General features: G+C 37.4%; 34 protein-coding genes. 27 read left to right on the top strand and 7 right to left on the bottom strand.

Annotation, left to right across the window (positions count from 1 at the left end):
- Nucleotides 1-13: 13 nt before the first annotated feature.
- The 4 genes from G7084_RS00355 to ftsH all read left to right on the top strand — a co-directional run bounded on the left by G7084_RS00355 (nucleotide 14) and on the right by ftsH (nucleotide 4,271).
- Nucleotides 14-394 (top strand): FtsB family cell division protein, encoded by a 381-nt coding sequence (locus G7084_RS00355; protein ID WP_246163810.1) that lies wholly within the window; start codon nucleotides 14-16, stop codon nucleotides 392-394.
- 95 nt (nucleotides 395-489) lie between these two features.
- The gene (gene tilS, locus G7084_RS00350; protein ID WP_246163808.1) at nucleotides 490-1,476 is read left to right on the top strand and encodes a tRNA lysidine(34) synthetase TilS; all 987 of its coding nucleotides are present in this window, start codon (nucleotides 490-492) and stop codon (nucleotides 1,474-1,476) included.
- A 70-nt stretch (nucleotides 1,477-1,546) separates the two neighbouring features.
- Nucleotides 1,547-2,137, top strand: a complete 591-nt coding sequence (gene hpt, locus G7084_RS00345) for a hypoxanthine phosphoribosyltransferase (RefSeq protein ID WP_166011636.1) — start codon at nucleotides 1,547-1,549, stop codon at nucleotides 2,135-2,137.
- A gap of 61 nt (nucleotides 2,138-2,198) precedes the next feature.
- Nucleotides 2,199-4,271 (top strand): ATP-dependent zinc metalloprotease FtsH, encoded by a 2,073-nt coding sequence (ftsH, locus tag G7084_RS00340; protein WP_166008996.1) that lies wholly within the window; start codon nucleotides 2,199-2,201, stop codon nucleotides 4,269-4,271.
- Between the two features lie 125 nt (nucleotides 4,272-4,396).
- Here ftsH and G7084_RS00335 read toward each other — a convergent pair whose 3' ends face one another.
- The 3 genes from G7084_RS00335 to G7084_RS00325 form a co-directional block, all read right to left on the bottom strand.
- The gene (locus G7084_RS00335; RefSeq protein ID WP_166008994.1) at nucleotides 4,397-5,356 is read right to left on the bottom strand and encodes a nucleoside hydrolase; all 960 of its coding nucleotides are present in this window, start codon (nucleotides 5,354-5,356) and stop codon (nucleotides 4,397-4,399) included.
- 38 nt (nucleotides 5,357-5,394) lie between these two features.
- Complete coding sequence (gene rihC / locus G7084_RS00330) at nucleotides 5,395-6,342, bottom strand: ribonucleoside hydrolase RihC (protein WP_166008992.1); 948 nt, start codon at nucleotides 6,340-6,342, stop codon at nucleotides 5,395-5,397.
- A 120-nt stretch (nucleotides 6,343-6,462) separates the two neighbouring features.
- Complete coding sequence (locus G7084_RS00325) at nucleotides 6,463-7,749, bottom strand: NupC/NupG family nucleoside CNT transporter (protein ID WP_166008990.1); 1,287 nt, start codon at nucleotides 7,747-7,749, stop codon at nucleotides 6,463-6,465.
- A 220-nt stretch (nucleotides 7,750-7,969) separates the two neighbouring features.
- On the opposite strand from G7084_RS00325, the gene rbsR reads away from it, so the two are divergent.
- The 4 genes from rbsR to lysS all read left to right on the top strand — a co-directional run bounded on the left by rbsR (nucleotide 7,970) and on the right by lysS (nucleotide 12,290).
- The gene (rbsR, locus tag G7084_RS00320; RefSeq protein ID WP_166008988.1) at nucleotides 7,970-8,971 is read left to right on the top strand and encodes a ribose utilization transcriptional repressor RbsR; all 1,002 of its coding nucleotides are present in this window, start codon (nucleotides 7,970-7,972) and stop codon (nucleotides 8,969-8,971) included.
- A gap of 125 nt (nucleotides 8,972-9,096) precedes the next feature.
- Complete coding sequence (gene rpiA / locus G7084_RS00315) at nucleotides 9,097-9,771, top strand: ribose-5-phosphate isomerase RpiA (RefSeq protein ID WP_166008986.1); 675 nt, start codon at nucleotides 9,097-9,099, stop codon at nucleotides 9,769-9,771.
- A gap of 139 nt (nucleotides 9,772-9,910) precedes the next feature.
- Nucleotides 9,911-10,771 (top strand): Hsp33 family molecular chaperone HslO, encoded by an 861-nt coding sequence (locus tag G7084_RS00310; RefSeq protein WP_166008984.1) that lies wholly within the window; start codon nucleotides 9,911-9,913, stop codon nucleotides 10,769-10,771.
- Nucleotides 10,772-10,805: 34 nt separating this feature from the next.
- Nucleotides 10,806-12,290 carry a lysine--tRNA ligase gene (gene lysS / locus G7084_RS00305; protein ID WP_166008982.1) on the top strand — a complete coding sequence of 495 codons (1,485 nt, stop codon included), beginning with the start codon at nucleotides 10,806-10,808 and terminating at the stop codon, nucleotides 12,288-12,290.
- 175 nt (nucleotides 12,291-12,465) lie between these two features.
- Here lysS and G7084_RS00300 read toward each other — a convergent pair whose 3' ends face one another.
- From G7084_RS00300 to G7084_RS00285, 4 genes are all read right to left on the bottom strand, one after another.
- Nucleotides 12,466-13,605 carry a tyrosine-type recombinase/integrase gene (locus G7084_RS00300; protein WP_166008980.1) on the bottom strand — a complete coding sequence of 380 codons (1,140 nt, stop codon included), beginning with the start codon at nucleotides 13,603-13,605 and terminating at the stop codon, nucleotides 12,466-12,468.
- 175 nt (nucleotides 13,606-13,780) lie between these two features.
- The gene (locus G7084_RS00295; protein WP_166008978.1) at nucleotides 13,781-14,515 is read right to left on the bottom strand and encodes a hypothetical protein; all 735 of its coding nucleotides are present in this window, start codon (nucleotides 14,513-14,515) and stop codon (nucleotides 13,781-13,783) included.
- 67 nt (nucleotides 14,516-14,582) lie between these two features.
- Nucleotides 14,583-14,975, bottom strand: coding sequence for a hypothetical protein (locus tag G7084_RS00290; RefSeq protein ID WP_166008976.1), 393 nt, complete (start codon nucleotides 14,973-14,975; stop codon nucleotides 14,583-14,585).
- Nucleotides 14,976-15,347, bottom strand: coding sequence for a helix-turn-helix domain-containing protein (locus G7084_RS00285; RefSeq protein ID WP_166008974.1), 372 nt, complete (start codon nucleotides 15,345-15,347; stop codon nucleotides 14,976-14,978).
- 216 nt (nucleotides 15,348-15,563) lie between these two features.
- On the opposite strand from G7084_RS00285, the gene G7084_RS00280 reads away from it, so the two are divergent.
- From G7084_RS00280 to G7084_RS00190, 19 genes are all read left to right on the top strand, one after another.
- The gene (locus G7084_RS00280) at nucleotides 15,564-15,809 is read left to right on the top strand and encodes a transcriptional regulator (RefSeq protein ID WP_246163807.1); all 246 of its coding nucleotides are present in this window, start codon (nucleotides 15,564-15,566) and stop codon (nucleotides 15,807-15,809) included.
- A 12-nt stretch (nucleotides 15,810-15,821) separates the two neighbouring features.
- A complete protein-coding gene (locus G7084_RS00275; RefSeq protein ID WP_166008970.1) occupies nucleotides 15,822-16,175 on the top strand; it encodes a hypothetical protein in 354 nt (117 codons plus the stop codon).
- Nucleotides 16,176-16,202: 27 nt separating this feature from the next.
- Nucleotides 16,203-16,454 carry a hypothetical protein gene (locus G7084_RS00270; RefSeq protein WP_166008968.1) on the top strand — a complete coding sequence of 84 codons (252 nt, stop codon included), beginning with the start codon at nucleotides 16,203-16,205 and terminating at the stop codon, nucleotides 16,452-16,454.
- A 126-nt stretch (nucleotides 16,455-16,580) separates the two neighbouring features.
- A complete protein-coding gene (locus tag G7084_RS00265) occupies nucleotides 16,581-16,973 on the top strand; it encodes a hypothetical protein (RefSeq protein ID WP_166008966.1) in 393 nt (130 codons plus the stop codon).
- The gene (locus G7084_RS00260) at nucleotides 16,954-17,298 is read left to right on the top strand and encodes a hypothetical protein (RefSeq protein WP_166008964.1); all 345 of its coding nucleotides are present in this window, start codon (nucleotides 16,954-16,956) and stop codon (nucleotides 17,296-17,298) included. The genes G7084_RS00265 and G7084_RS00260 overlap by 20 nt, the downstream gene beginning before the upstream one ends.
- A gap of 80 nt (nucleotides 17,299-17,378) precedes the next feature.
- Nucleotides 17,379-17,582 (top strand): hypothetical protein, encoded by a 204-nt coding sequence (locus G7084_RS00255; RefSeq protein WP_166008962.1) that lies wholly within the window; start codon nucleotides 17,379-17,381, stop codon nucleotides 17,580-17,582.
- 9 nt (nucleotides 17,583-17,591) lie between these two features.
- Nucleotides 17,592-17,996: a hypothetical protein gene (locus G7084_RS00250; RefSeq protein WP_166008960.1), complete on the top strand. Its 405-nt coding sequence runs from the start codon at nucleotides 17,592-17,594 to the stop codon at nucleotides 17,994-17,996.
- A gap of 7 nt (nucleotides 17,997-18,003) precedes the next feature.
- Nucleotides 18,004-18,678: an AAA family ATPase gene (locus G7084_RS00245; protein WP_166008958.1), complete on the top strand. Its 675-nt coding sequence runs from the start codon at nucleotides 18,004-18,006 to the stop codon at nucleotides 18,676-18,678.
- Between the two features lie 2 nt (nucleotides 18,679-18,680).
- Nucleotides 18,681-19,262 (top strand): DUF669 domain-containing protein, encoded by a 582-nt coding sequence (locus G7084_RS00240; protein WP_166008956.1) that lies wholly within the window; start codon nucleotides 18,681-18,683, stop codon nucleotides 19,260-19,262.
- Nucleotides 19,263-19,268: 6 nt separating this feature from the next.
- The gene (locus G7084_RS00235; RefSeq protein ID WP_166008954.1) at nucleotides 19,269-20,168 is read left to right on the top strand and encodes a hypothetical protein; all 900 of its coding nucleotides are present in this window, start codon (nucleotides 19,269-19,271) and stop codon (nucleotides 20,166-20,168) included.
- 2 nt (nucleotides 20,169-20,170) lie between these two features.
- Nucleotides 20,171-21,553 (top strand): DUF5906 domain-containing protein, encoded by a 1,383-nt coding sequence (locus tag G7084_RS00230; RefSeq protein WP_166008952.1) that lies wholly within the window; start codon nucleotides 20,171-20,173, stop codon nucleotides 21,551-21,553.
- 259 nt (nucleotides 21,554-21,812) lie between these two features.
- A complete protein-coding gene (locus G7084_RS00225; protein WP_166008950.1) occupies nucleotides 21,813-22,211 on the top strand; it encodes a RusA family crossover junction endodeoxyribonuclease in 399 nt (132 codons plus the stop codon).
- Nucleotides 22,212-22,220: 9 nt separating this feature from the next.
- Complete coding sequence (locus G7084_RS00220; protein WP_166008948.1) at nucleotides 22,221-22,427, top strand: hypothetical protein; 207 nt, start codon at nucleotides 22,221-22,223, stop codon at nucleotides 22,425-22,427.
- Nucleotides 22,428-22,431: 4 nt separating this feature from the next.
- Nucleotides 22,432-22,611: a hypothetical protein gene (locus G7084_RS00215; protein ID WP_166008946.1), complete on the top strand. Its 180-nt coding sequence runs from the start codon at nucleotides 22,432-22,434 to the stop codon at nucleotides 22,609-22,611.
- Nucleotides 22,612-22,640: 29 nt separating this feature from the next.
- Nucleotides 22,641-22,778: a hypothetical protein gene (locus G7084_RS00210; RefSeq protein WP_166008944.1), complete on the top strand. Its 138-nt coding sequence runs from the start codon at nucleotides 22,641-22,643 to the stop codon at nucleotides 22,776-22,778.
- A 234-nt stretch (nucleotides 22,779-23,012) separates the two neighbouring features.
- Nucleotides 23,013-23,189: a hypothetical protein gene (locus G7084_RS00205; RefSeq protein ID WP_166008942.1), complete on the top strand. Its 177-nt coding sequence runs from the start codon at nucleotides 23,013-23,015 to the stop codon at nucleotides 23,187-23,189.
- Entirely contained in the window at nucleotides 23,189-23,554 is a 366-nt protein-coding gene (locus G7084_RS00200) for a helix-turn-helix transcriptional regulator (protein ID WP_166008940.1), read from the top strand. Before G7084_RS00205 ends, G7084_RS00200 begins: the two co-directional genes overlap by 1 nt.
- Nucleotides 23,555-23,732: 178 nt before the next feature.
- Nucleotides 23,733-24,488: a DNA-methyltransferase gene (locus G7084_RS00195; RefSeq protein ID WP_166008938.1), complete on the top strand. Its 756-nt coding sequence runs from the start codon at nucleotides 23,733-23,735 to the stop codon at nucleotides 24,486-24,488.
- Nucleotides 24,485-24,949 (top strand): phage N-6-adenine-methyltransferase, encoded by a 465-nt coding sequence (locus G7084_RS00190; protein WP_246163805.1) that lies wholly within the window; start codon nucleotides 24,485-24,487, stop codon nucleotides 24,947-24,949. The genes G7084_RS00195 and G7084_RS00190 overlap by 4 nt, the downstream gene beginning before the upstream one ends.
- Nucleotides 24,950-24,979 lie beyond the last annotated feature (30 nt).

Below are 24,979 nucleotides of genomic sequence, written 5' to 3'. Positions count from 1 at the left end.
GGAGGAACTTGAGATGGTCCAACGTATTCAAAAAAATAATAACATTCAACCTTTGGATTCCGCTGGTGCTCGTTTTATTCAATATAATTCAGAGAAGCAACGAATTCATATGCGTCAAGTTCATCGTCGACGTACCAAATTAATTTATGGAATGGCGGTGGTCTTTTGTAGTGTCATTATGGTAACTGGGATTGGTAATTACTTACAGCTAAGGACTGCTGAGGCACAGAGTTTAAAAGTTGAACAACAAGTAAAAAAAGCTAAAACTGAAAATAAGCGTTTAGTCGCTTTGAAAAATAATCTTCAAAATGAAGATTATGTTGAGCAGTATGTTCGACAACATTATATGTATACTAAAGCAGGTGAAGTGGTTTTTAATTTACCTGATAAATAAATATATTCAAGGCCTGGACCTCGTCCAGCCTTTTTTATTAGATTAAAGACGGATTCGAGAGGAGAGATGTTGTGGTTCAGCCCAAAACAGTCAGAATGAAGCTAATTAAAGAATTACAAGATGCCCAGTTATTTAATGCAAATGAGCATGTCGTTGTTGCCTTATCTGGTGGGTTTGATTCATTGCATTTGGCGACTTGGTTGACGGACGGGGGATTACCCGGTAATTTACAGCCAAAAGTGAGTGTGATTTATATTAATCATCAACTTCGGGCGGATGCAGACCAAGAAGAACAATTTGTCCAAACTTGGCTTGAGGCGCATCGCCAAAGGTTTGCTCATGTTGCGATTAAACGTATTAATTGGGAAGAAGTTCCTCAACATGGAATTGAAGAACAAGCTCGAGACCGGCGTTATGCTCTTCTTAAGCAACAAGCCTTAGAATGGGGGACGCGGATTATTGTAACCGCACATCATCAAGATGATCAGGTGGAAACCATTTTATTTAAGCTCGCAAGAGGGGCGCAACTATCTCAACTAATGGGAATGCCTATGCAACAATTACGGGATGGATTAGATATTAGGCGACCATTTTTAAACTTGGCTAAAACTGATTTGCCACAATTAGTTAAGCAACCAATTTTAGAGGTAATTGAAGATAGTTCAAATTATGATCAAACGTATGCCCGTAATCGTCTGCGCCAAGGAATTATTCCTGAATTAAAACAAATTAATAAAGGTTTTTCAAAGCATCTTTTAAAAACAGTTGATCAATTAGGGGCATTATTAAACTTAGCTGAACCACTTTTAGCTAAGCAAGCCGAGCAAATGGAATTAGGCACATTTTCGTGGCAAACTACCGATTCAGATTTACAAATTTTAATTTTACAAAAGTGGATGAAGAATCAAGAACAGTATGAAGTTAAAGATCAACAGTTGTATCAAATTATGCAACTAATGAAAAATCCGAATGTTAATCGTGGTTCGGTGCAAATTTCGCATAATTTACAAGCAATTAGAAATAAACGTCAATTAACCTTACAAAAAGTCATAAATCAATCAGATTTAATTGATAATTCGTGATAAAATAAAGGGGTATATTTAAAAAATAAAATGCCTGACATGAGGGGACGATTCAATGAGTGTAAGTAAGATGGATAACGATATCGAGCGAGTCCTATACAGTCAAGAAGCAATTGCCGAGGCGGCGCAACGCGTTGGTAAGCAATTAGCCCATGACTATGAAAATAAGACCCCGATTATTTTAGTTGTTTTAAAGGGTGCCGCCCTTTGGGCAGTAGATGTAATGCGATACATGGAATATACTGAGGTTGAGTTTATTAATGTGTCTAGCTATAATGGTGGAATTACTAGTTCTGGGGATGTATCTTTGGTAACTGATATTCAAAGTGATGTTAAAAACCGAGATGTCATTATTATGGAAGATATCGTGGATACTGGTCGCTCATTAAAATTTATGAAGGAATTGCTAGTGCAACGTGGTGCAAATAGCGTTAAAACAGCAAGCCTCCTTGATAAAAAGGAAGGGCGTGTCGTTAAAGAAGATGTGGAATACATTGGATTTGATGTTCCCAAGGCTTTTGTGGTTGGATATGGTCTTGATTATAGCGTAGATGATAAAGAACTCTACCGTAATTTACCATATGTTGGTATTTTGAAGAAGGAAGTTTACGCTCCGGAACATGCCGACCTAGTAGACCATGAAATAACCCCCACGCATTAGAATGGTTAGCATCAATGCTGATTAAAAAATAAATTAATGTGGATTAAAGGAGAAACGAAGCATGAAGAATCGCCCAAGTGGTAATTTTGTTCGACAAAGCTTATTTTATGTGATTATGCTTCTAGCAGTATTAGGATTAGTTTATTGGGTGATTGGACCTAAGGATACTAATACCGTTAAGAAGATTGAGACTTCAACATTTATTAAGCAGTTGAATGATAAGAAAATTAAGTCAATTGAAATCAAGCCAGGTGCTGGCGTTTATGATATTAAAGGTGATTATCGTAATCCACAGACGGAGAAAGTCACAGCAGCTAAAGAAGGAACGTTAATGGCTAAAGTTTTGGGGAATGCTAAACCCAAAGTAACTTCATTTGAAGTTAATGCTTTGCCAAACGATTCAACAGTTAAGGCAATCAACCAAGCAGCATCGAAGACGAATACTAAGATTAGTACTCAACCTGAAGATTCAAATGTTTGGGGATCCTTACTTGTAACGGTCTTACCAATGGTCTTCATGATTGGGTTCCTATGGCTCATGATGAGTGGTATGGGACAAGGTGGCCGTGGTGGTTCCGGTGGTATGATGAATATCGGAAAATCAAAAGCTAAGCCTGCAGATCCAGAGGAAAATAAGATTCGATTTGGTGATGTGGCTGGAGCTGAAGAAGAAAAACAAGAATTGGTGGAAGTGGTCGAATTCCTACGTAGCCCAAGTAAATTCACTAAATTAGGGGCTAAAATTCCAAAAGGGGTCCTTCTTGAGGGCCCTCCTGGAACAGGTAAAACTTTGTTGGCGCGTGCCGTCGCTGGTGAAGCAGCCGTACCTTTCTTTTCAATTTCTGGTTCTGACTTTGTGGAGATGTTTGTCGGAGTTGGAGCTAGTCGAGTTCGTGATTTATTTGAAAATGCGAAGAAATCTGCCCCATCAATTATCTTTATTGATGAAATTGATGCAGTTGGACGGAAGCGTGGCTCAGGAATGGGTGGTGGTAATGACGAACGGGAACAAACATTGAATCAAATGTTGATTGAGATGGACGGTTTCTCAGGTAATGAAGGAGTGATTGTGATTGCGGCAACCAATCGTTCAGACGTCTTGGATCCCGCCTTGCTCCGCCCTGGTCGTTTTGACCGAAAGATTTTAGTGGGACAACCGGATGTCAAGGGCCGCGAAGCTATTTTAAAGGTTCACGCCAAAGACAAGCCTTTAGGTCCAGATGTGGATTTGAAGGAAGTAGCCAAGCAAACGCCTGGTTTTGTAGGAGCTGATTTAGCTAACCTTTTGAATGAAGCTGCTTTGCTCGCGGCTCGTCAGAATAAAAAGGTAATTGAAGCTGATGATGTTGATGAAGCTGAGGATCGTGTAATTGCTGGTCCAGCGAAAAAGGATCGAGTTGTTTCAGCTAAGGAACGTGAAACTGTCGCATACCATGAAGCGGGACACGCAATTGTTGGTTTGGTTTTGAATGAAGCTCGTGTTGTACACAAGGTGACGATTGTTCCACGTGGTCGCGCAGGTGGTTACGCTATTATGCTGCCACGTGAAGATCAGATGTTGATGTCAAAGGATAATGCAGAAGATCAAATCGCCGGTTTGATGGGTGGTCGTGCGGCTGAAATGGTAATGTTTAAGCAACAATCTTCTGGGGCTTCAAATGATTTTGAACAAGCAACCGGAATTGCTCGAGCTATGGTTACAGAATATGGAATGTCTGACAAATTGGGAATGGTTCAATTGGCTAAAAATGGTCAATCATTCAATAACCCGTATGGTGAGGGGGCTCCTTATTCAGAGTCCACAGCACAATTAATTGACGAAGAAGTTCGTCGATTAACAACTGAGGGATATGCGCGTGCACACGATATTATTGTACAATATCAAGATAAGCACGAGGCGATTGCAAAGGCATTGCTTGAATTTGAAACTTTGGATGAGAAGCAAATTCTCAGCTTGTATGAAACTGGAAAGATGCCAGCTACCAACGAAGTGGAATCAGATGACGATCAGCCAATGTCTTATGAAGAAGCTAAACAAGTTGCGAGCCAAAAGGTATCACAAGCAGTTGAAGAGCACAAAGAAGAACGTAAAGAATCACAAGGTGATGCTGAAACTTTGTATCCGCGTGATTAAAATTTAATTTAATGAATCACATCTAGATGAAATATCTGGGTGTGATTTTTTAGTAGAGCGAGAAATTTAACGATAAAAAAGACCATTCTCGGATCCGAGAATGGTCTGAAACATTAAGTATCATGTTAATTTTTTAAAATATCTAACATGAAATCTTGGAAGTCACGGACAAAACGTTCGTTATCAACATTGACGGCCACTTTTGTCGTGGTTGAATCTAAGAGCCTTTGTTTGTCACCAATGGTTCGACCATAGTCGCCAGATTCACGATCATACGTTACCCGTAAATTGAGATCAATGGTAGTGACATAATTTGGATCAATTGACACCGCCACTGCTAGTGGATCATGTAAAGCGGCCCCACGGTGATCGATATCAAGTGTGTCATAAGCGTCAATATAATAATCCATCATATCGGCATATTGTGTTCCGGCTAAAGTTCCTAATTCCCGCCAAGCTTTAGTATGTTCTTTAGTGAGAAGGGTTCGAAGCGTGACATCTAACCCAACCATTGTGATGTTTTTTTGATGTGTGAAAACATAGTCAGCTGCTTCGGGATCTTGATTAATGTTGGCTTCTGTAAAAGGAGTTACATTACCAGGAACGGTCAAAGCGCCCCCCATCAGAGTAGTTTGACCAATTAACTCTGCTACAGTTGGATCTTGTCGGATTGCTGCTGCGAGATTTGTTAGTGGTCCGGTTGGTAAATAAATTAAATCATAACCATATTCATGTGCAGCTTCAATTAAGAATTGTACACCAGATTGGGTTTCAATTGGCTTCGTGGCTGGTTCTAATTCAATGTTTCCAATTCCATTATCACCATGAATTGCCATCGAGATGGGCATCGTTTCAAATGATTGAGTCGTTGATGAATGATTTTCACCTAAATAAACAGGAACATCATCTGCTTGTAAGAGATGTAATAAATCTAATGAATTTTGGCCAGCAGTTTCAATTAAGGTGTTTCCGTATGAAGAAATAATTCCAATTAAGTCTACTCTGGGATCTTCGACAGCCAACGCCAGCGCTAACGCGTCGTCAATTCCCGTATCTAAATCTAAAATCATTTTTTTCGTTGCCATAAGTCGTTCCTTTCGCGTTTAAAATGCAGTATCCGAATTTATTTGATGGGATTGTCTTTCATTTGATTCATATGCGGAATTTCTGCTAAGAACCACTTTTCAAAGGCTTGAGCATCAATATCAACGGCAACATGGGCATTTAGTTGTCCGTTTGACCAACGATCTTGAGTATCAGCAATGGTACCACCAATCGCTGGACCGTCAGTAATGACGTAAATCATATGGTCTTCGAGCGTGAAAAATTCGGGGTGTAAGAGGAATAAAATGGTATTTACATCGTGCATTGGTTTACCATCATCTTCGACATCATTGTAGGCGGTCATGACACCTGAAATCATTTTACCAACTTCACCAACTTTAGCGACATCTTGAATCGATTGATTTGACAAGAGTGCCTTTAAGGTCACGTCTAGTCCGATCATGGTAATATCTAAACCGCTGTTAAAGACGATATCTGCCGCATCAGGATCAGTGAAGACGTTAAATTCGGCAACAGACGAAACGTTTCCACCTGATAATGAGCCACCCATGAGAACAAGGCGCTTAATTTTGGGTTTGATTTCAGGATGTTGATTTAGTAATAAAGCAATATTGGTATATGAACCAGTCGCTACAATTGTTAATGGCTCTGGAGCATCATTTAATACCTGGTACATTGCTTCAACGGCATCAGCCTCAATTGGTTGATGTGTGATTTCAGGGAAATCATAGCCTGGCATACCAGAGGCACCATGAATATACGAAGCATCTTTAAATTCACGTCGCAATGGGGCTTTAGCACCCATTGCGACCGGAATATCAGTTCGGTTAAAGAATTCTGCTAATTTTAATAAATTAGCTGTGGTTTTTTCAACACTGACATTCCCGGCAACTCCTGTTAATAATTTTAAATCAAATTCGGGTCGAGTTAATGCAATTGAAAGGGCAACTGCATCATCAATTCCAGGGTCCATATCTAAAATTAAAGCTTCTTTTTTCATTATCATGAGTAAAATTCCCTTCTAAATCTAATAAGTTCAATAAATCAGAAAAATAAAAAACGAGGTGAGGACATTGCATTGCTCCCAGCCCCGTTTAGTTAGTGTTTGATACAAGTTTGATTTAGTTTACCAGGCAAATAATCCGGCCATTCCCGCAGAAAGCAGTGAAACCAAAATTCCTGATACTAACATCAAAGGTACGTTTTTAGAAATCAAATCAACTTTTTCGCGAGATACCAATCCCTTGAAGGCACCAATGATCATTCCAACGGTTGAGAAGTTAGCAAATGAAGTAACAAAGACTGTTAATACGGCAACCGCATGCTTATTAGCAAACAAACCAGTTCCAGCCATAACACTCTTTGAGACCTCTCCCATCACAACGAATTCGTTAGTTACTAGCTTAGTTCCCATATATTGAGCAATTTCGAAAGCATCGTGAGGGTTGAAACCTAGTAACCATGCAAATGGGAACATTACAACACCAAAGATATTTTCAAGTGAAAGCCAGCTAAAGCCAGTTAATGAGAATAAGCGATCGATCAAGTTGGCTAATGCTACGAATGCAACAACAGATGCAAAGATAATTAAGATCAACTTACCAGCACTCAAAATTGAATCACCCAAGAATGAGAAGAAAGGTTCTTTCTTTGGACGTTCCATTTTCATGGTTCCATCAGCTTGGGCCACTTCAACGGGTTCATTAATTTCGACAACAACATCTTCTTCTGGATCCAACTTAATGGGATTCAAAATGGCAGAAATTACGATGGCACCTAAGATATTCAAAGGAACAGCCGTCAAAACGTATTGACCAGGCATCATTTGGGTATATGCACCAATGATTGAAGCAGTAACACAGCTCATTGACATCAAAGCCAAGGTTAAGTTACGAGTTCCGCTCATTTGGTTTAATTGAGCCTTAGACACAGCCAAAACTTCGGTGTTTCCTAAGAACATCATTTCAACTGAGAAAAAAGCTTCGAATTTAGGTTGACCAGTAATAAATGATAATCCCCGACCAATCCACTTAACTACCCATGGAAGGAAACCAATATAAGTTAAAATATCAAATAGTGGGACAACCAATAAGATTGGCATTAAGGCAGAAGTTACGAAATTCATTGGCCCGTCTAAAGTTCCACCGGCACCAGGAATTGTGGTAGAAACCCACTCTGGAAGAGCAAATGCGATTCCTTTGTAGGCAGTAGCAACTAACCAGTTGAAACCATTTGCAGCAGCAACAACGGCTTGACGACCAATGCTGAAGTTCACAAAGAACCAGGCTAAAAATAATTGCAATGCGGTCACAATTCCAACGGATTTCCATTGGATATTCTTTTTATCACGTGAGAAGAGGTAGGCTACTCCCAGTGTGACAAAAACCCCGACAATATTAATGAGTAAGTACATGTCATGATCCTTTCCAAAAAAAGAGAAATAAAAGAATGTTGAAACGTTTAACTGAAGACAACGATACACGATCATTTTTGAAAATGCAAGCGCTTCCAAGAATTTTTAAAAATTAAAAAAACTTGAACCTTTAGTCAACATTAAAACTTATTATGTATTATACTATATAAACGTAAATTAAAAAAACGGTTACATTAAATAAAAATAAAAGGATAAAATCATGAAAAAAGCTTCGATTAAGGATGTTGCAAAGCTTGCAGGTGTTTCCATTGCAACAGTTTCGCAAATAATAAATAATAAAAAAGAGCGCTTTTCTGATGAAACAATTCATAAAGTCATTACGGCCAGAAATGAACTAGGGTATATTCCTAACATTGCTGCTAAACGTTTAAAAGGGGGGACTAGTCCCTTAATTGGGGTCTTAATTCCCTCGTTTCGGATGCCTTTTTTTGCTGACTTGATTCAAAGTATGCAAGTAGATGGACCTGAAAACGTTGATTTGGTATTTATGGGGGCCAATGAAGAGAATTTAGAGACTTCGATTTATTCACTGATTGAACGAGGAGCTGATGCTTTAATATTTGGGCGACCGATTCCAGAGCATCAACAAGTTATTGAATTTTTAAATAAAAGAAATGTTCCATACCTTTCATTAGATCAGAGCGCGGATCTCGACGCTAAGGATCAAGTAATGGTTCGTGAATGGCAAGGCGGAAAGATGGCGGCTCGTCATTTATTAGAATTAGGACATAAAAAAATTGCTTTGTTAATGGCCGATGATATGACCGATAATATGCATCAACGGGAAGCTGGTTTTATTGCTGCATTATTGGAAGGGGGACTTCACCCGGTTGATAATATTAAGACTAATTTGTCAAAACATGGGGGAATGATGGCGGCTGAAAAAGTAATTGAGACGGGGGCCACAGCAATCTTTGCTTTAAATGATGAAATCGCAGTAGGGTTAATTAGGGGATTGTATAATCATGGAGTCAGTGTTCCTAATGATATATCAGTCGTTGGATATGATGATACGGATTATGCTGAATTTTTTGTACCAGCATTAACAACGATTCGCCAACCTGTTCAGCAAATTGGAATTGACGCATTAAATATGATTATCAATCGTTTGGCTGATCATGATTTGCCACAACAAAATGAGACGTTAGATTTGCAACTAATAGTTCGTGAATCAAGTATTCCCCCGCGGGTGATGGATTGACAAAAAGTATAAATTTAACTAAACTTAGTTTCAGCATTAAAACGTTTAACTAGCGAAAAATGATTGTCGATTTTTTAATGAAGTAATCAGGTAGCTAATATGAAGAAATGGCGAGGAGCAAAATCATGAATGCACAAGATTTAAATAAGAAAAAAGCTGCTGAATTTGCGGCACAATATATTGAAGATGGAATGACAGTAGGTCTAGGAACTGGTTCAACGGTCGCTTTTTTCTTGGATGCTTTGGCTGAAAAGAAAATTGATTTTATTGGAGTGACAACTTCAAACCGGACAGCTGCCCGCGGTGCTGAATTGGGGATGAAGATCGTTGATGTTGACGAAGTGGATCATATTGATGTCACTGTGGATGGGGCTGATGAAGTTGATACTTATTTGAATGGAATCAAGGGCGGCGGTGCTGCATTATTGATGGAAAAAATTGTTGCTAAGAATTCAAATAAAAATATTTGGATTGTTGACCAAAGTAAGGTGAAGCCTGTTTTGGGAACATTCCCATTGCCGGTTGAAGTCGTTCCTTACGGAAGTGGGCAGTTAGCTCGTAAATTTGAGCGCGAAGGATTGAATCCTACACTTCGCTTGGATCAAGCCGGGAAGACTTTAGTGACAGATGGTGGTCACTATATCTTAGATTTGCATTTAGATGGAATTGCTAGTCCAGAATGTCTTTCAGATTACTTATCAAAGGAAGTTGGGGTTGTGGATCATGGTTTGTTCTTGAACACGGCAGATATTGTAATTGTTGGTGGAGATAAAATTGAAGTTAAAGAGCGTAAAAATTAATTTTTAATAATCATTGTCAATGAGTGAGCCTTAGTTTGAACGAACTGAGGCTCTTTTATATTTAAGTAGATTATTCGGAATTATTTGGACAGTCATGTTAAAATTAATGAGACATTTTAAAAAAGATGGGAGAAATTAAATGGCTGATACCATTGTACGAGCGATTACAAAAGATAATAATTTTCGCGCCATTGCCATTGATGGGACGAAAATGTTGCAAAAAGCAGCTGTATTTCACCAAGCAACTCCGATGGGAATTAATCTACTAGGACGGGCCCTGTTAAGTTCATTATTGGTTTCAAATGCAGTTTTAAAAGGGGAAGAACGTTTAGCGGTAACTATTGAAGGAAATGGACCAGCTGGAAAGATTGTCACTGAAGCCAGTGCTACCGGATTAGTGAGAGGATACGTAACGAATCCACAAGTTAATGTTACCGATATTAGTACTGCAGTTGGAACAGAAGGCTTTTTACGTGTTACCAAAGAAATGGATGGAGAAGCGCAACCCTTTACTGGTTCGGTTGCCTTAGTAAGTGGACGTATTGATGATGATTTCACTTATTATATGCTGACATCAGAACAAATTCCTTCATTAGTGATGGTAGAAGTTAACGTCGATGAACATAAGCAGGTGCATGCTGCCGGTGGATTTATTGTTTCGGCGTTACCCGATGCTAAGCAAGAAGCGCTTGATCATTTTTATCAAGCGGTTGAAAAAATGCCAACGATTAGTCAAACTTTGAAAAAAGGACAAGGTACGTTTGGAATTTTAGAGCATATTTTTGGAAATGATAATTTGAAGCAATTATCAACTGAAGAGGTTGCCTTGTATCCGGATTTAACTAAGCGTGAATATGCAGCTATGTTGGCTACTCTACATTCAGATCAATTACAAGAAATGATCGATGATAAACAAGGTGCCGAGATTGTAGATCGTTTTACGGGAAATAAAATAAAATTTTCAACTGAAGAACTGCAGAGCATTTTAGCACAAAAATAGATTGATAAAATTATTAGGAAATGAGGACAAATTGATGGCAGGACAAGAACTATCTCTAAATGATCAAATGGTGGTACGTCGTGAAAAGATGGCGGAATTAAGGGAACAAGGAATTGATCCTTTTGGGCAACGCTTCGAAGCTTCTCATCATGCAAGTGAATTGCATCAAGCCTATGATCGAATTGATATTGATGATTTAGATCAGCAACAAATTTCAGTTACGATTGCCGGACGAATGATGACAAAACGTCGATCAGGTAAGATTACTTTTGCCAATATTAAAGATCGTACTGGTTTGATTCAAATCTTTGTACAAAAGCCTATTGTTGGAGAAGAGGCCTATGAATTACTGAAAAAATCTGATTTGGGGGATATTCTTGGTTTTTCTGGAACAATGATGAAAACCAAAGCTGGTGAGTTATCAGTAAATGTCCAGGCAATTACACACCTGACCAAAGCATTGCGTCCGCTACCTGATAAGTTTCATGGATTAAATGACGTTGAGACGCGTTATCGGAAACGGTATTTAGATTTGATTTCAAATGAGGAATCATTTAATCGATTCCAAAAACGATCAGAGATTATTTCAGCCATTCGTCGTTATATGGATGGGGATGGCTTCATTGAAGTTGAAACGCCCATCTTACAGAACTCAGCGGGTGGAGCATCGGCGCGTCCCTTTGTGACACACCATAATGCTTTAGATATTGATATGTATCTAAGAATTGCTTTGGAACTACATTTGAAGCGACTGATTGTGGGTGGAATGGAGAAAGTCTATGAAATTGGACGTGTCTTCAGAAACGAAGGAATGGATCCGAAACATAATCCTGAATTTACAACAATGGAAACATATGCTGCATATTGGGATTTTGATGATGTAATGGTTGAAGCTGAAAATATCATTAAGGCAGCCACTAAGGTCGTTTCAAATGATTTGAAAATTACATATCAAGGTACGCAATTAGACCTAGCAAAACCTTTTGCGCGGAAGCACATGGTTGATTTAATTAAGGAACAAACGGGAATTGATTTTTGGCAACCTATGTCCTTTGAAGAAGCTAAGCAATTGGCAATCGACAACCATATTAAAGTAGAAGATTTTTGGGGAGTGGGCCATATCATCAATGAATTCTTTGAGGAATTTGTAGAAAAGACGTTAATTCAACCCACTTTTGTATATGGACATCCAGTCGAAGTTTCACCATTGGCTAAAAAGAATGCGGATGATGATCGGTTTACTGACCGCTTTGAGATTTTTATTATGGGCGCCGAATATGGAAATGCCTTTACAGAATTAAATGATCCAATCGACCAAAGGGAACGTTTTGAAGCCCAGGCTGCTGAAGCAGCTCAAGGGAATGATGAGGCGGAAGGCATTGATGAAGACTTTATCGAAGCACTAGAATATGGAATGGCACCAACAGGAGGATTAGGGATTGGAATTGATCGCTTAGTCATGTTGTTAACGGATACGGATACTATTCGAGATATTTTGTTGTTCCCAACCATGCGGTAAGAATTTAAAGTAAATTTATGAAGACTAATCATGTCGGCTCCATAATATAAAAATGCAAACCCCGTTGTATCGCGATAATCGTTGATATGACGGGGTTTGTTTTTATACATGTGTTCGTAGGAGTTCAAAATCGTTCGCCGAAGTTCGAATAAAAGGGTACCTAGGTGGGTACTTTTTAGAAATTTACTAGACTGGTAAAAATATCAGCAGTAGTAGCTTTCATTTCCTCTGTAACAGCGGTATAAATTGCCAAGGTTGTTTGAACATCATCATGTCCCAATTGATATTGTAACTGTTTGATGTTCATTCCAGCTTGAGCTGAAAGTGTAGCATAAGTGTGTCTGAAGCCGTGAATTTTAATCCGGGGTAAATCTGCTTTCTTTGTGATTTTTTCGCACCACACGCGTGGATGTCGAACTGTCATATAAGATTGTAGATCATCCCCCGTGAAAATCAATCCTTTAGCCGTTAGACCGTTTTTTAAAATTAATGTAGATTGAATTGCTTGATAATGTTTCAGCACGTCAATGGTCTTTTTATCGAGTTTTACGATACGTGTGCCAGCTTTGGTCTTAGTCGTACTCAAAATAGTTCGTCCATTCTTATCAACTGAAAGAGCTTTATTAATGTCAATTGTATAATCATCAAAATTAACATCTTTCCAAGCCAAAGCCAGGGCCTCACCTTTCCGCATTCCAGAAAACGATAGAAGTCGGAAGAGAGTGTATACATGATATTTTTTATCAGCGTACAAACTTTCGGCAGTATCTAAAAATTGTTTTAGTTGATCCTTCTTATAGTAATCAACACGATCCATAAATACCGGGGCAGGTTTAGCTTTTGGGAATGTAACTTTATCAAATGGGTTCTTATTAATAACTTCTAGTGAAACCAGAGTAGTCATGACTTGCTTAAATGGATATAAGTTTTTTCGATAATTAACATTCAGTGTACTTAACTCATTAATATAAGTTTGAAGCATGACTGATGTAATTTTATCGACTTTTACCTGATCAAACCATTTTGGTGTTAAAATATGAACGTTGATAAAGTTTTCAGCTTTACGATATGTTGATGGTAAGACTTTTTGAGAGTAGCTATCTAACCAAGTTTTGAAAGCATCGTTTAAAGTCATGTTTGAACTAAACTTATCGAACTCTCCATCATCAATTTTAGTTAAGGTATCGCGTTCCCACTTCTTGGCGGCAGTGAGCGTTTTGATACCTTTTTTCTTTTTCTCGTGGCGCTTGCCAAGAGAATCGGAGTAGCGGACGCGAACAGAATATGTCCCGTCAGATTGTTTTGTATAACTCATTTTAATTTCCTTTCTTTGCATCCCGGCTTGGATTGGAAAGCTCATGAGCAAGTAGTTTAAAGACATGCTCAGGTCTGGTATAATAAATACCTGAAAGAGCTACTGCAGTTGCTTTCATTTGTTACGCATATCCTTACTTTTAGCGGAGTCAGGGATATGCGTTTTTTTATTTGGCTTATTGTTGTGTAAGTTGAATTCTATTCAAGTCTGTTGACAATACTTGACCCTTGGTGAAATTAACAGTAGTTGAAGAAATTTCATCGTCTTCAGGGTTAGTAGACAATATTTCGTTTAATTCACCATCGTCGGTCATTATATTTCCTGAACCTAAGTCCGCGTCAATCTTATAACGCCCTGGTTTTATATCTGCACCGATGATGTATTGTCCACTGATATATTTTTCAGTGCCAACGTTACCAAGTGGCTTATCTACCTGAAAATTAACATTTTGTAGTCCTTCAATTTTAATTTCTTGACCATCTGATAAAATAGCACGGTAATTAGTGACATCTAGATCAGAGTCTTCCATAGTTGACGAAAGAATTATATTAATATCATCGCTTTTAGAATTTTCGGAACTAACGTTACCTGAACCAGTAGGAGTGGTAAGGACATATATTCCTGGTTTAATATCTTTTCCAACCGTCCAAGTTCCAGCAGTGAGAGTAGTTGATTCACCGGTGGGGATACTATCTTCATCTGAAGCTGTCGAGTTAGAACTAGAAACTTTATTTACACTTGAAGTAGATTCGCTTGATGATTCGGTTGACTTATCATCGGAATCTGACCCCATATTTGCACCAATAACAATAAGAACAATAATTGCTAAGATCCAAAACCAGACGCGCTTATAGAAAGGCTTCTGTTGAACGTAAGTATTTCCGTTCTCGTCAGTGATCTTCTTACTCATATTACATACTCCTTAAAATGAACAGTTTATCGTGGATATTCAGCACGTATTTTATTCACAAATTAAATTAAACCATTTTAATTTCAGATGTAAAATGATCCTCTATCTTATTGCAGAGATGATATGGTGGATTCATAGCTTCCGTAAATCTAAGATAATCTGACGGAAGATCGTATTTATCCCATTCTTTATATAAATATTTTAATGCAAGGTCATGCGCTTCGTGCTCAGCTGGATTCAGAAAATCATATTGATCATACCTTCTTTGATGTTTCAAAAGAGCATGGAAATATTCTTCTGTGATTGAATAAATTGAGATGGTTGATTCGTTATAAAATATTATGTCATTTGAAGGGTCGGTATAAGCTGGCTTATTCATAGGCAAATTAACCAAATCAAAAGAAATATTCTTGATTAATTTGGTGACATCTTCCCATATATAGTTTTCAATTTCTTCCATTTATTCACGACCTTCAAATAGAGTATCAAGATATTGCTTAATCAATTTGGCATCATGATCTGTAACGGGCGAACCGTCATAAGAGACTAACCGTGCCTTTATTCCTTCAATTGAGTTATCCACTGGCTCGTTGGTGGTGCCTTCTTTATTAGGTAGCATTTCATCGGCGTTACCTAATAAGTAGTCAACCGAAACGCCTAAAACGTCAGCAACTTTTTTAATAGCTGTAGCACTAGGCTCTTTGGACTTCCAAGAATAAATTACATTATCCTTCATATTCGCCTTTTTATTTAATTGAGATAAACTCATTCCCTTATCACGAGATATTTTTTTAATTCTTTCGAATTTTTGTTGTTGTGTTAAGTCAGTCATATCAATAGATCTCCTGTGATTGACAGATCTAAATTTAAACTATTGTTATAAAAATAGTTGCAATATCTGTAACTATAGTTTAGAATTTAATTCATCAAGTAATTGAGTAACAAAAAACAGCCTGTAAATACGTAAACTTTGGCGAGCGAACGGTATTGTATAGGGTTTGTTTCGTGTTATTTCGTATGCATTTATATTAAACTATTGTTATAAAAAATGCAACAACTTGATGAATTAATTACAGAAAGGGGTAATAAGATGACGGAACTTGAACATGCATCTTCATCTATTAAGAGGAAATTCAAAATTGCATTATTCGATAACAATATGAAGCAAATAGAATTGGCACGCTTGTTAGATGTTAATCCGGCACAATTGTCTCGAGCGTTGGCTGGTAATGCTACACCAAAAGACATTGAGATTCAAAAACGTGCTGCACAAAAGCTTGGAATTGAACTATAAGGAGAAATAATTATGACTAATAAGGATAAACAGATTGAACTAATTAACACCATGATCGATTCATTAAATGCGCATGTTGAATCTACTATTGAACGCGCCAATTTAATGATTGATATTGCACGAGCAACTAACGATTCTGAATTGAGTGAACTTTTATTAAACAAAGCGGAGCGTGATTTATTTAAGGTGTTGAATCCGTTAAGAGAAGCAATGGATTCGATTGAAGCATCTGATCAAGAAGTTAACCACATTAACGAAAAAGTAGAACGTAGTCAAGAATTAATGGAGTGGGCGAAATCATTTGAGAACAGTGAAGAAGTTATTAATGTACTTGCTCCAGTAGCAATCAATATGTTGCTAAATTAAAAGTCATCCCGGCTTGGAGGAAAAATAATGAAAGGAATAGTTGAAGCAGTTAATAATCTTGCTGATGCCATACGTGAGAAGAATAACGACTCACCTTGGATCAAAGATGATAAGCAGGCAATCAATCATTTGCCGTTTGGTAAGACGAAGTTTTATGAGCTTAAATCTGAAATACCACATAGAACGATGGTTGATAAAGGCCACGTTATTGAGTTTTACGATAAACGTGATCTCGATGAATGGTTAGAAAAATATTCAGAAAAGGTGGGTAATCAATAATGTTTTACACATTAATAGCATTCGTATTAGGAGCATTGGTTGTACTAGGTATCCAGAATATTCCGAATGAATTAAAGGACATTATGGAAGACCAACGTTATCAAAATTCACATTAGGAGAGAAGGAATGAAACAAATGGATGAGGCATTAATCGCAGCAAAGATGGCAATGTTTGAAATTGATAATATCAGTTTTGAAACTGAAGAAGAGATGAAAGTCATCTTGGAACTAGAAGCTGCTCAACAAGGTCAAATTAACAAGCTTAAAAAGCTTAAGCGTAATACTGAACGTCAATGGAAGATTCAAGCTGCATTCGATCGTATGAACGATATTTTCTTTGAAGGTATTAGTAGTGGGAACTTTTGGCGTGATTTGGCTGTATTTGACTTAGCTCTGGAAGAGTTACGTGATTTAAATGCTGACGACACTTGGGTCACTCATTATGAATACAACCGTAATGCTTATGTAGAACGTATGAAGCCCAGAAAGGTGATGCCTAATGAACAAACGGCAAAGTAAGAAGCAAGAGTTATCTAGTCAGGTAGATGATTTGCAGAACATATCATCTCTCAATATGGAAATGAACAGCGATACAAATGTACGTATTGATAATATCGTCGATCGAACTAACACTAATTTTAAATTTGTGGCCAAAGAAATCGCTGAAACCGATAGCAACATAAATTTAATGTTAGATGCTCAAAAAAAGGAAACGTCAGAAGTTCGTAATAATAGATTTGCGATCTTAGATATGCAAAATCATATTAAATCACTTTGGAAAATTAGCATTATCCAATCACTTGCGATTATTGCGTTATCAATTGCATTGGTGTGGAAAGGATAAGTCATGAACTCACAAACACAAAAAAGACTAGCCGCCTGCAAGCATAGCTAGTCAATGTAAGAATACAGGAGAATTTTATCATGGAAAAGTTAGTTTTAAAAGCACGAGACACAAAAGACGCTAAGTATAATCCAGTTTGGATGAATGCAGAAGTTCATTCTGAATTGAAAGAATTAAGCGGTCAGCTTGGTATCCCTATGCGTGAATTAGGTACGCAACTAATTAGATTTGGAATGGAGCACATGACAGTTGAGCCGTCAGATAACGGACAAGTTCCAAATTAGGAGGCAGTCATGGATAACTTTGGATTATCAATCATTGATGAAAATGGTCAAGCTCACGGACTGCCAGAATTACTAGACGAAAAGCGTCTTCAAATGAAGTCCAATGACGAAATAGAAGACCTGGCACGAAATATTAAATACTTCGACAAGCCCAAGAAATTAATCATGGAAGAGTTGAAAACTCGGCTGGATACAGGACAACAATTTTATGGAGTTGAGTATCGTAATCGACAAACTAAGATCGTGCCGATTGATAATAATGATTTGAAAAAAATGTTTGTTGAAAAATACGGTTGGGATTCGGTTGTTTTGAAATCACATACTCAATTGAAGAAGAAATTTGGCGACGATATTTCAAACGATCTAGAACGAATTACTATTCTGGAAAACGGCAAAACAATTCATTGGAAGTAGGGTGAAAATGAAATTTTATAAGGCAGGAGAGATACCCAAAGTCGGAGATATGTACTTCATCTACGGCGATGGTGGAACTGGTAAGACCAGTTTAATCAAACAATTTACCGGTAAAAAATTATTACTAAGTTACGACGGATCAACTAATGCAATTACCGATACAGCTGATATTGATGTAGTTGCCTTTGAGGCGAGTGATGCAGCTAGAATGCAACAACTAACCATGGAAACTCTAACTAATTTTATGGGTGAGCATGAGGTTATTTTTATTGACAACGTCACGGCCCTACAAAATTGGGTACTAGAAAATATTGATGGAGCTTCTAAAGATGGTCGTCAGAATTATCAGAAGTTACAACTGTGGTTTAGAAATTTGGGAATGTGGTTAAGAAGCACAAATTTAACTATTGTCGCAACGTCACATCAAATTGACAATGGTTCATCTGGTTTAGACGGCAAAGGCCGTTTTGAACCAGATATGAATATGAAAACGTTTGACGCCTTTATGGCACCGTTTGATATTGTCGGTCGAATTTATAAAGACGGCGGGGAACGTTGGATTGATCTGGATACAGAAAACGGCAATCATGCTAAGAACAGATTAGATAGTCGCACACTAATCAAAGCAGAAGAATTAATTCAATCAAAAAATACTACAACAGAAGAACAAGAGGAGAAATAACAATGGGATTTACATTTAACTCACAAGACATTCGTAAGGGCGTAATTGATTTTGCAGGAGACTTCAACGTTGAAATTGTTGAAGCTAAGTATTTAGGGACGAACGCGATGGGAGGCGAAGGTTTTAACTTAACTTATAAAGTTCTAGATGGTTCAGAAAAGGGAAAGATGATTTTTGGTGATTATTTTAATGATGACCAAGCTCGAACTGATGGCGAAGCTCCTAGTTTTTATAAAAATATTAACGCATTATTTAATGCCATCGGTGGAGTCCAAGATGGTGCAGTAATTGAATTAAAAAACGTTAGTCAGATTTTAGTCGGTAAGCGTTTAGCTGTGAAGGTTCGAGAATTTAAGCCTAATGATTATAAACAACGTACAACTTATCGCCCAGAAGTTGCGGATTATGGAACGTTATTACCAAATGGATCAGAAGTTGATAAAACGACTCAACGTCCTCAAGCTCATGCCGCTGGTAAGAAGCCGTTGGCACAAGGAGATATGATTCAACCGGATGATAGCCAAGGATTTGACCCATTCGGTTCAACGCCAGTTGCAGCGCCCGCAAATGACCCATTCGGATAAAAAGCTATGACATATGCATTTAAAGTATCTGGGGTAGCTGGGAATTATGACACCGTGGCAGATTTCAATATCTATGAATATGCAAATAGTTTGCCTGATGAAGTGGAAATAATCAAGCACGTTGACGATTTCAAGGAATATTCAGCTCAATATTTTACACCATCTACTTTAAAGCAAGGATTAGTGCGAAATAGAAGCAATATTCAAGACGTACAAGCAATTGTTTTCGATTTAGATTTAGTGGTCGATGCAAATATATTTTTGGAAGATTTCTTTAATTTTTATACAGAGACAACCAAATTAAATGTCTTTGCATGGCAAACTCCATCTTCGTTTGGTCCGGGTAAACATGTTGGTGGATGGCGGATATACGTTCCGCTTGGTCAACCAATTATGCCAGAACTACTACCACAAGCAGTTGATGAATTGATAATACTATTTGCTAAAACTGGATTTAATCTTTTGAATTATGGACTTGATATTGGAACTGCTAAAACTGTTGGTCGTTTAAATGGACTGCCACTTAAAAAAACAGGTGTGTTTGGTCCACTTGAAGAAGAGCAAGACCGGTTCAGTTATGTCGTTAAATCAAAATATCAACCGAAAGCACCGTATAAAAAATCAAATATGAGTTCAAACGGTAGTGGTTGGGCTGGATTAGATGAACCATCAGCTGAAAATTTATCAGATTTTATTGTTGGTTATACAAACAAAAATAGAATTACTTGGAATAAAGGCGAACGTGACAACAACTTAGTTAAAGTTATTGGCGCAATTAAAGTTGCATTCCCGACTAGTGATTCAGATGAAATTTATGATGGATTTGATCAGGCAGGAATAACAGCTTACTTGGATAATCCGACAAAAGATATTGGTTTGAAATTAAAAAGGTTATTAAGGGGGTAGGAATGTCGAATGATGGACTAGCACGATTTAATGAAAATGCCATTATTCCGTGGAACATTAATGATACTCAATTAAGCCCAGCTCAATTCGTTTCTAATATCCCATGGCTTGATTGGACGACTACTGGAAAAGAAGGCGATGTTAAATACAAAGTTTCATCAGTGGAAAAATTTGCGATCTGGTATTCAGAACAAGCTGAATCGTTGATAAAGAACGAGAATGGGTACATTTGGAACGGGTCATATTGGAAACAAGTAAAGCCATCTGAAGTAATAAATAATTTGAACGTTTCAATTATTAGTATCACAGATAGGCTAAGTGTCTCTCAGACGAAAAAAAGGGAGCTTCAGAGAGATGTTAAAGAGTATTTAGTAGGATTAGGCAGAACATTCGATGATTCCATTAAAACGAAGTATGTGGCGTTTAAGAACGCAACGCTAACTCTAGAAACAGGAATGTTGGATAAGCCTGATAAAAATCAAAATATAATCGGTGGATTTGATTTTGAAGTGTCAGATGATGACCGCTTGCCCGAAACTTGGATTAAATATGTGAAGTACATGTTTGGCAACAACGATAGAATATTTTGGGCTTGGTTAGGATATGGCTTTTATAACGATATGCGGTGGTGGCAAGGAGCATTGTTTTTGCTCGATCCAGTTGGAGGTACAGGTAAAACGTACCTAGTATCAAAAATTGCCAAAGCACTGTTTGGAGAAGAACGAGTAGGAGCATTTAAACTGAAAAATTTACAAGCTGGTAACGCTCGATTTGAAACGGCTAGATTTATCGGTAAAGCCATCATGGTAGATGACGATGCAACTAAAGTTCGTTTTAAAGAAGACGATGTTTTTAAAGCCGTAACCGGTGGCGGATTGTCCCCAGTCGAACGTAAAGGGATTGATGGAACTGATTATATGATCACGGCAAAAATCATTGCAAATGTAAACGAGATGCCAATTTTCAATTCAGGTGGAGCGATCACAAGGCGATTACACATTATCAAAACAATTGCACCGATGGCTGATAAAGCTGAAATCGATAAGCGCAATCGAATGTTCCCAGAGGACGAGCTTCAAGAAGAAATACCACTACTAATTCCATACGCTGTTGAGATGTTTCAAAGAGCAATGGCAGAAGATTGGAAAATTGAAGATGACATTTCAGAAGATATGGTCGCAACCGATCCATTCGATTTATGGCACAAGACATTAGAATCAGGTGAATTTAAAGCTCATGACTTATACAACAGTTACACAGATTTTTTCGAATCATTAAACATTGGAGAAGATGCTAAACCAATGACATTAACAGCGTGGGGACGAAAGATGTCGAATTGGCATAAAAAAATAAAACACAGAAGTGGAGTTATGTACCAGTTGTAATCCAAGAGTAGGGTATGTGACGACTTAATGATGGGTAGCGTGTTGGGTTAATTCGTTGAAGTATAGCGGTTTGTGTATAGTTATTCTTATTTTCTTTATTGATTTACTAATAGTTAAAAAGTAAATAAAAAGAATATATATATAAAATAGGCGACCATTAACCCGTTGAACTGTACACATCGTTTGGGAGACAACGAGTTAGAGCTGTGTTGGGTTAAAAAAAGAGTGCACAGACCAGTCACAGGAAAGAATGAATTAAATGAAAATTTTTGAAGCAATGATCGAATTACGTGACGATATTGATTTTGGTTCGGGAAATGATTTACAACATAACACTCGAACTAATCAAGTTTATCGAGGCGCGAAATATCGAAAGTATAAAGATTATGTGATTGAAGTTTTGGAAGAGTTAGCAGATGAAACTAAATTGGCACAGATTGAAGCTGAAACAGAGTTGAAGTGTGAGCTTGCGTTTATCTTTGACAAATTGGTGTTAACTAAGCGAAACACCAGAGATTTGGATAATTTAACTAAGCCAACTAACGACGCGATTCAAGAAGCATTAAATATTGATGATGCACAGATTGTAGATTTACATGTTAAAAAAACGAACGGACCAAAGAAAGCGTTATTCGTAAGACTTTCAACGGTTGAATAGGAGGGCAAGATGGATTCAAGAGATATTGAAATCGAAAAGCGAATTCTAAAAACTAATCACCATATTATCTCGAACATGTTAGAGAAGTTAGAACTTGATATTGCTTTAAATATTGATGATCCAAAAGAATCGTCAATCGCAAATGGAATGCTTAACTCTCTAACGGTGACAAAGGGTTATTTGTTGGAACAGTTAAATCATTTGAAAAAAGTGTGACGATATGGGATTAGATACAATTACAAATCGATTTAATGAGAAGTTGTCTGATATTGATAAAAAATTCAATGGAGATTATGACACCAATCAAGATGTCACAGATATGATCGAAGATTTGTCGGATTTAAGCAAAGAGTACAACAGTGCAAAGGCTTTTCATGAACGAAAAGGTTATAACGGATAAGCTAAAAAATTTATTGGAGCAAAAAGAAGATGGATTATAAAGAGTTAGAAAAGGAAGCGAAGTTGTGGGGATATACAGATTTTAATGAATTGAAAAAATTAGAACCTGAAAAAGCTAAACAGCTTGAAAGAGAAATCAAGTACAACACAGAACCGGGGTTATGGTAATGAAATTTAGACGAAAGGCATATAACTTGATCAAGGTAATATTCTTAACGTTTTGCGTATTGGATGTGATTATCATTTCAGGAATTACGGCGGTATCAATCAGTGAATTTGCAATTGATTGGATTCAAACCGGGAACGCCTACACCGTAATGGGGATCCTGCTATTACTTATGGATTTAATTTATGCAGGATTTCTAAGTTGGTTATTTGTAAATTTATATCGGAGGTTTGGAGATGACAGCGAACATAATTCCAAGTGATCCGTTGAAATTACAGAGACAAGCTAAATTGATTGCTTCATTGCGAGATGAGAATAGAAATTTGAAAGTTGGTATCTCAGAGCGTGATGAACGGATAGCCGAGTTAGAAACTAAGTTAGACAAGATGATTATAGATAGAGGTTATTGCTGATGAATAGAATCAGAAGAATGAGAGCGGATAATAATATTTCGCTTGAATATCTTGGTTTAGTTGTAAATGAATCAAGGGCAACGATTAATAATTGGGAGCTAGGTAAAACAGAACCCAATGCAGAAATATGGCATAAATTAGCTCAATATTTCGATGTAACCATTGGTTATTTAATGGGTTATGAAGAGGAAAAAGATAATTTCATTTACTTGAATGAAGTATTCTCTGGCATCGTACGGGATATGCGAAAAAATCCTAACGCTGACGTAATGATTGTCCTAGAGGGCAAGCCTATTTATAACAATGCACAAGGATTTGTAGATGCATATCTACATCCAGAATTAGTCAAGATAACAAAATTATGAAATACGCATTTAAAAATAAAGATGGCCGCTACTTTCAAGAACACTATGAACGTGGCAAGCGGTCGTGGAAGTTTACAGATAATTTACGCAAAGCCTACAAGGAACGAAGCAACACGCCTCAATATGAACGATACATTGAGAACAAGTTTGATGGGCTGGAATATGAAAGGGTGGAGATATGAAGTTGATTCATGGAGATACTCTCGATGAGATGGCGAAGTTGCCTAATAATTCAATTGATATGATACTAGCGGATTTACCGTATGGGACAACTGCTAATAAGTGGGACGTAATTGTGCCTTTTGATGAGTTATGGAACCAATATGAAAGAATAATCAAAGAAAATGGTGCAATCATATTATTTGGTAGTCAACCTTTTACAACGAAGTTAATTGCCAGCAACATGAAACTATTTCGTTATGAATGGATTTACAGGAAAGTAGTTGGAAGTAATTTTGCGTTGGCACATAAAATACCATTAAAAGAACATGAAAACATTTTGGTTTTTTATAAAAAACAGCCAACATATAACCCTATCAAAGAACCTAGAGCCAAGAGTGGTAAATCAAGAATTAATGCGGGATTTAAGACGAATTCCGATAAAGGTAACGAGGGGTTATCAAAGATGAAAAGAAATAATACTCAGGCTGAATATGACCCTAATTTAAAATTTCCATCCAGTGTTCAAATTTTTAATAATAGAGCCAAAGGAGCTAGAGGGCTTCATCCAGCTCAAAAGCCATTGGAATTACTGGAATATCTAATTAAAACGTATACCAATGAAAATGAAATTATTTTGGATAACACAATGGGGAGTGGGTCAACCGGAGTTGCAGCAATTAGAACTAATCGTGACTTTATCGGGATTGAAATTGAACAGGAATATTTTGATATTGCGACAGACAGAATCAATAGTGAAAGGGTGGAACTGTGAACGAAAATTTAATGTTTTCATCTAAGAAACAGGATTGGGAAACGCCAGATGATTTGTTCAAAGATCTGAATAGTGAGTTTAATTTTTCATGGGACTTGGCAGCTAGAAAAGACAACACAAAGGCAAATAATTTTATAAGTCCTGAGACAAATTCATTAACAGTTGATTGGTCGAAATTAGAAGGTAATTTATTCTTAAACCCGCCGTATGGTCGTGAACTCAGCAAATGGATTAAGAAAGCCTATGAATCATCTTTGGAACGTCAAGGAAATATAGTTTTATTAATACCATCTAGGACAGACACATCTTATTGGCATAACTACATTTTTGGTAAGGCTGAGATTAGATTCCTACGGGGACGTATTAAATTTGAAAATAACGGGATAGCTGGAGATGCGGCGCCGTTCCCGTCAGCGATTGTAATTTATAACAATGATGAGCGATGGAAATCGTTTAAATAGTGGATTGATTAAAGGATTGGAGAACGAATG

Source organism: Weissella coleopterorum (genome assembly GCF_011304355.1).
GTDB lineage: Bacteria > Bacillota > Bacilli > Lactobacillales > Lactobacillaceae > Weissella > Weissella coleopterorum.
Note: the sequence above shows the minus strand (reverse complement) of the source record. Positions and strands in the feature narration are given on the sequence as shown.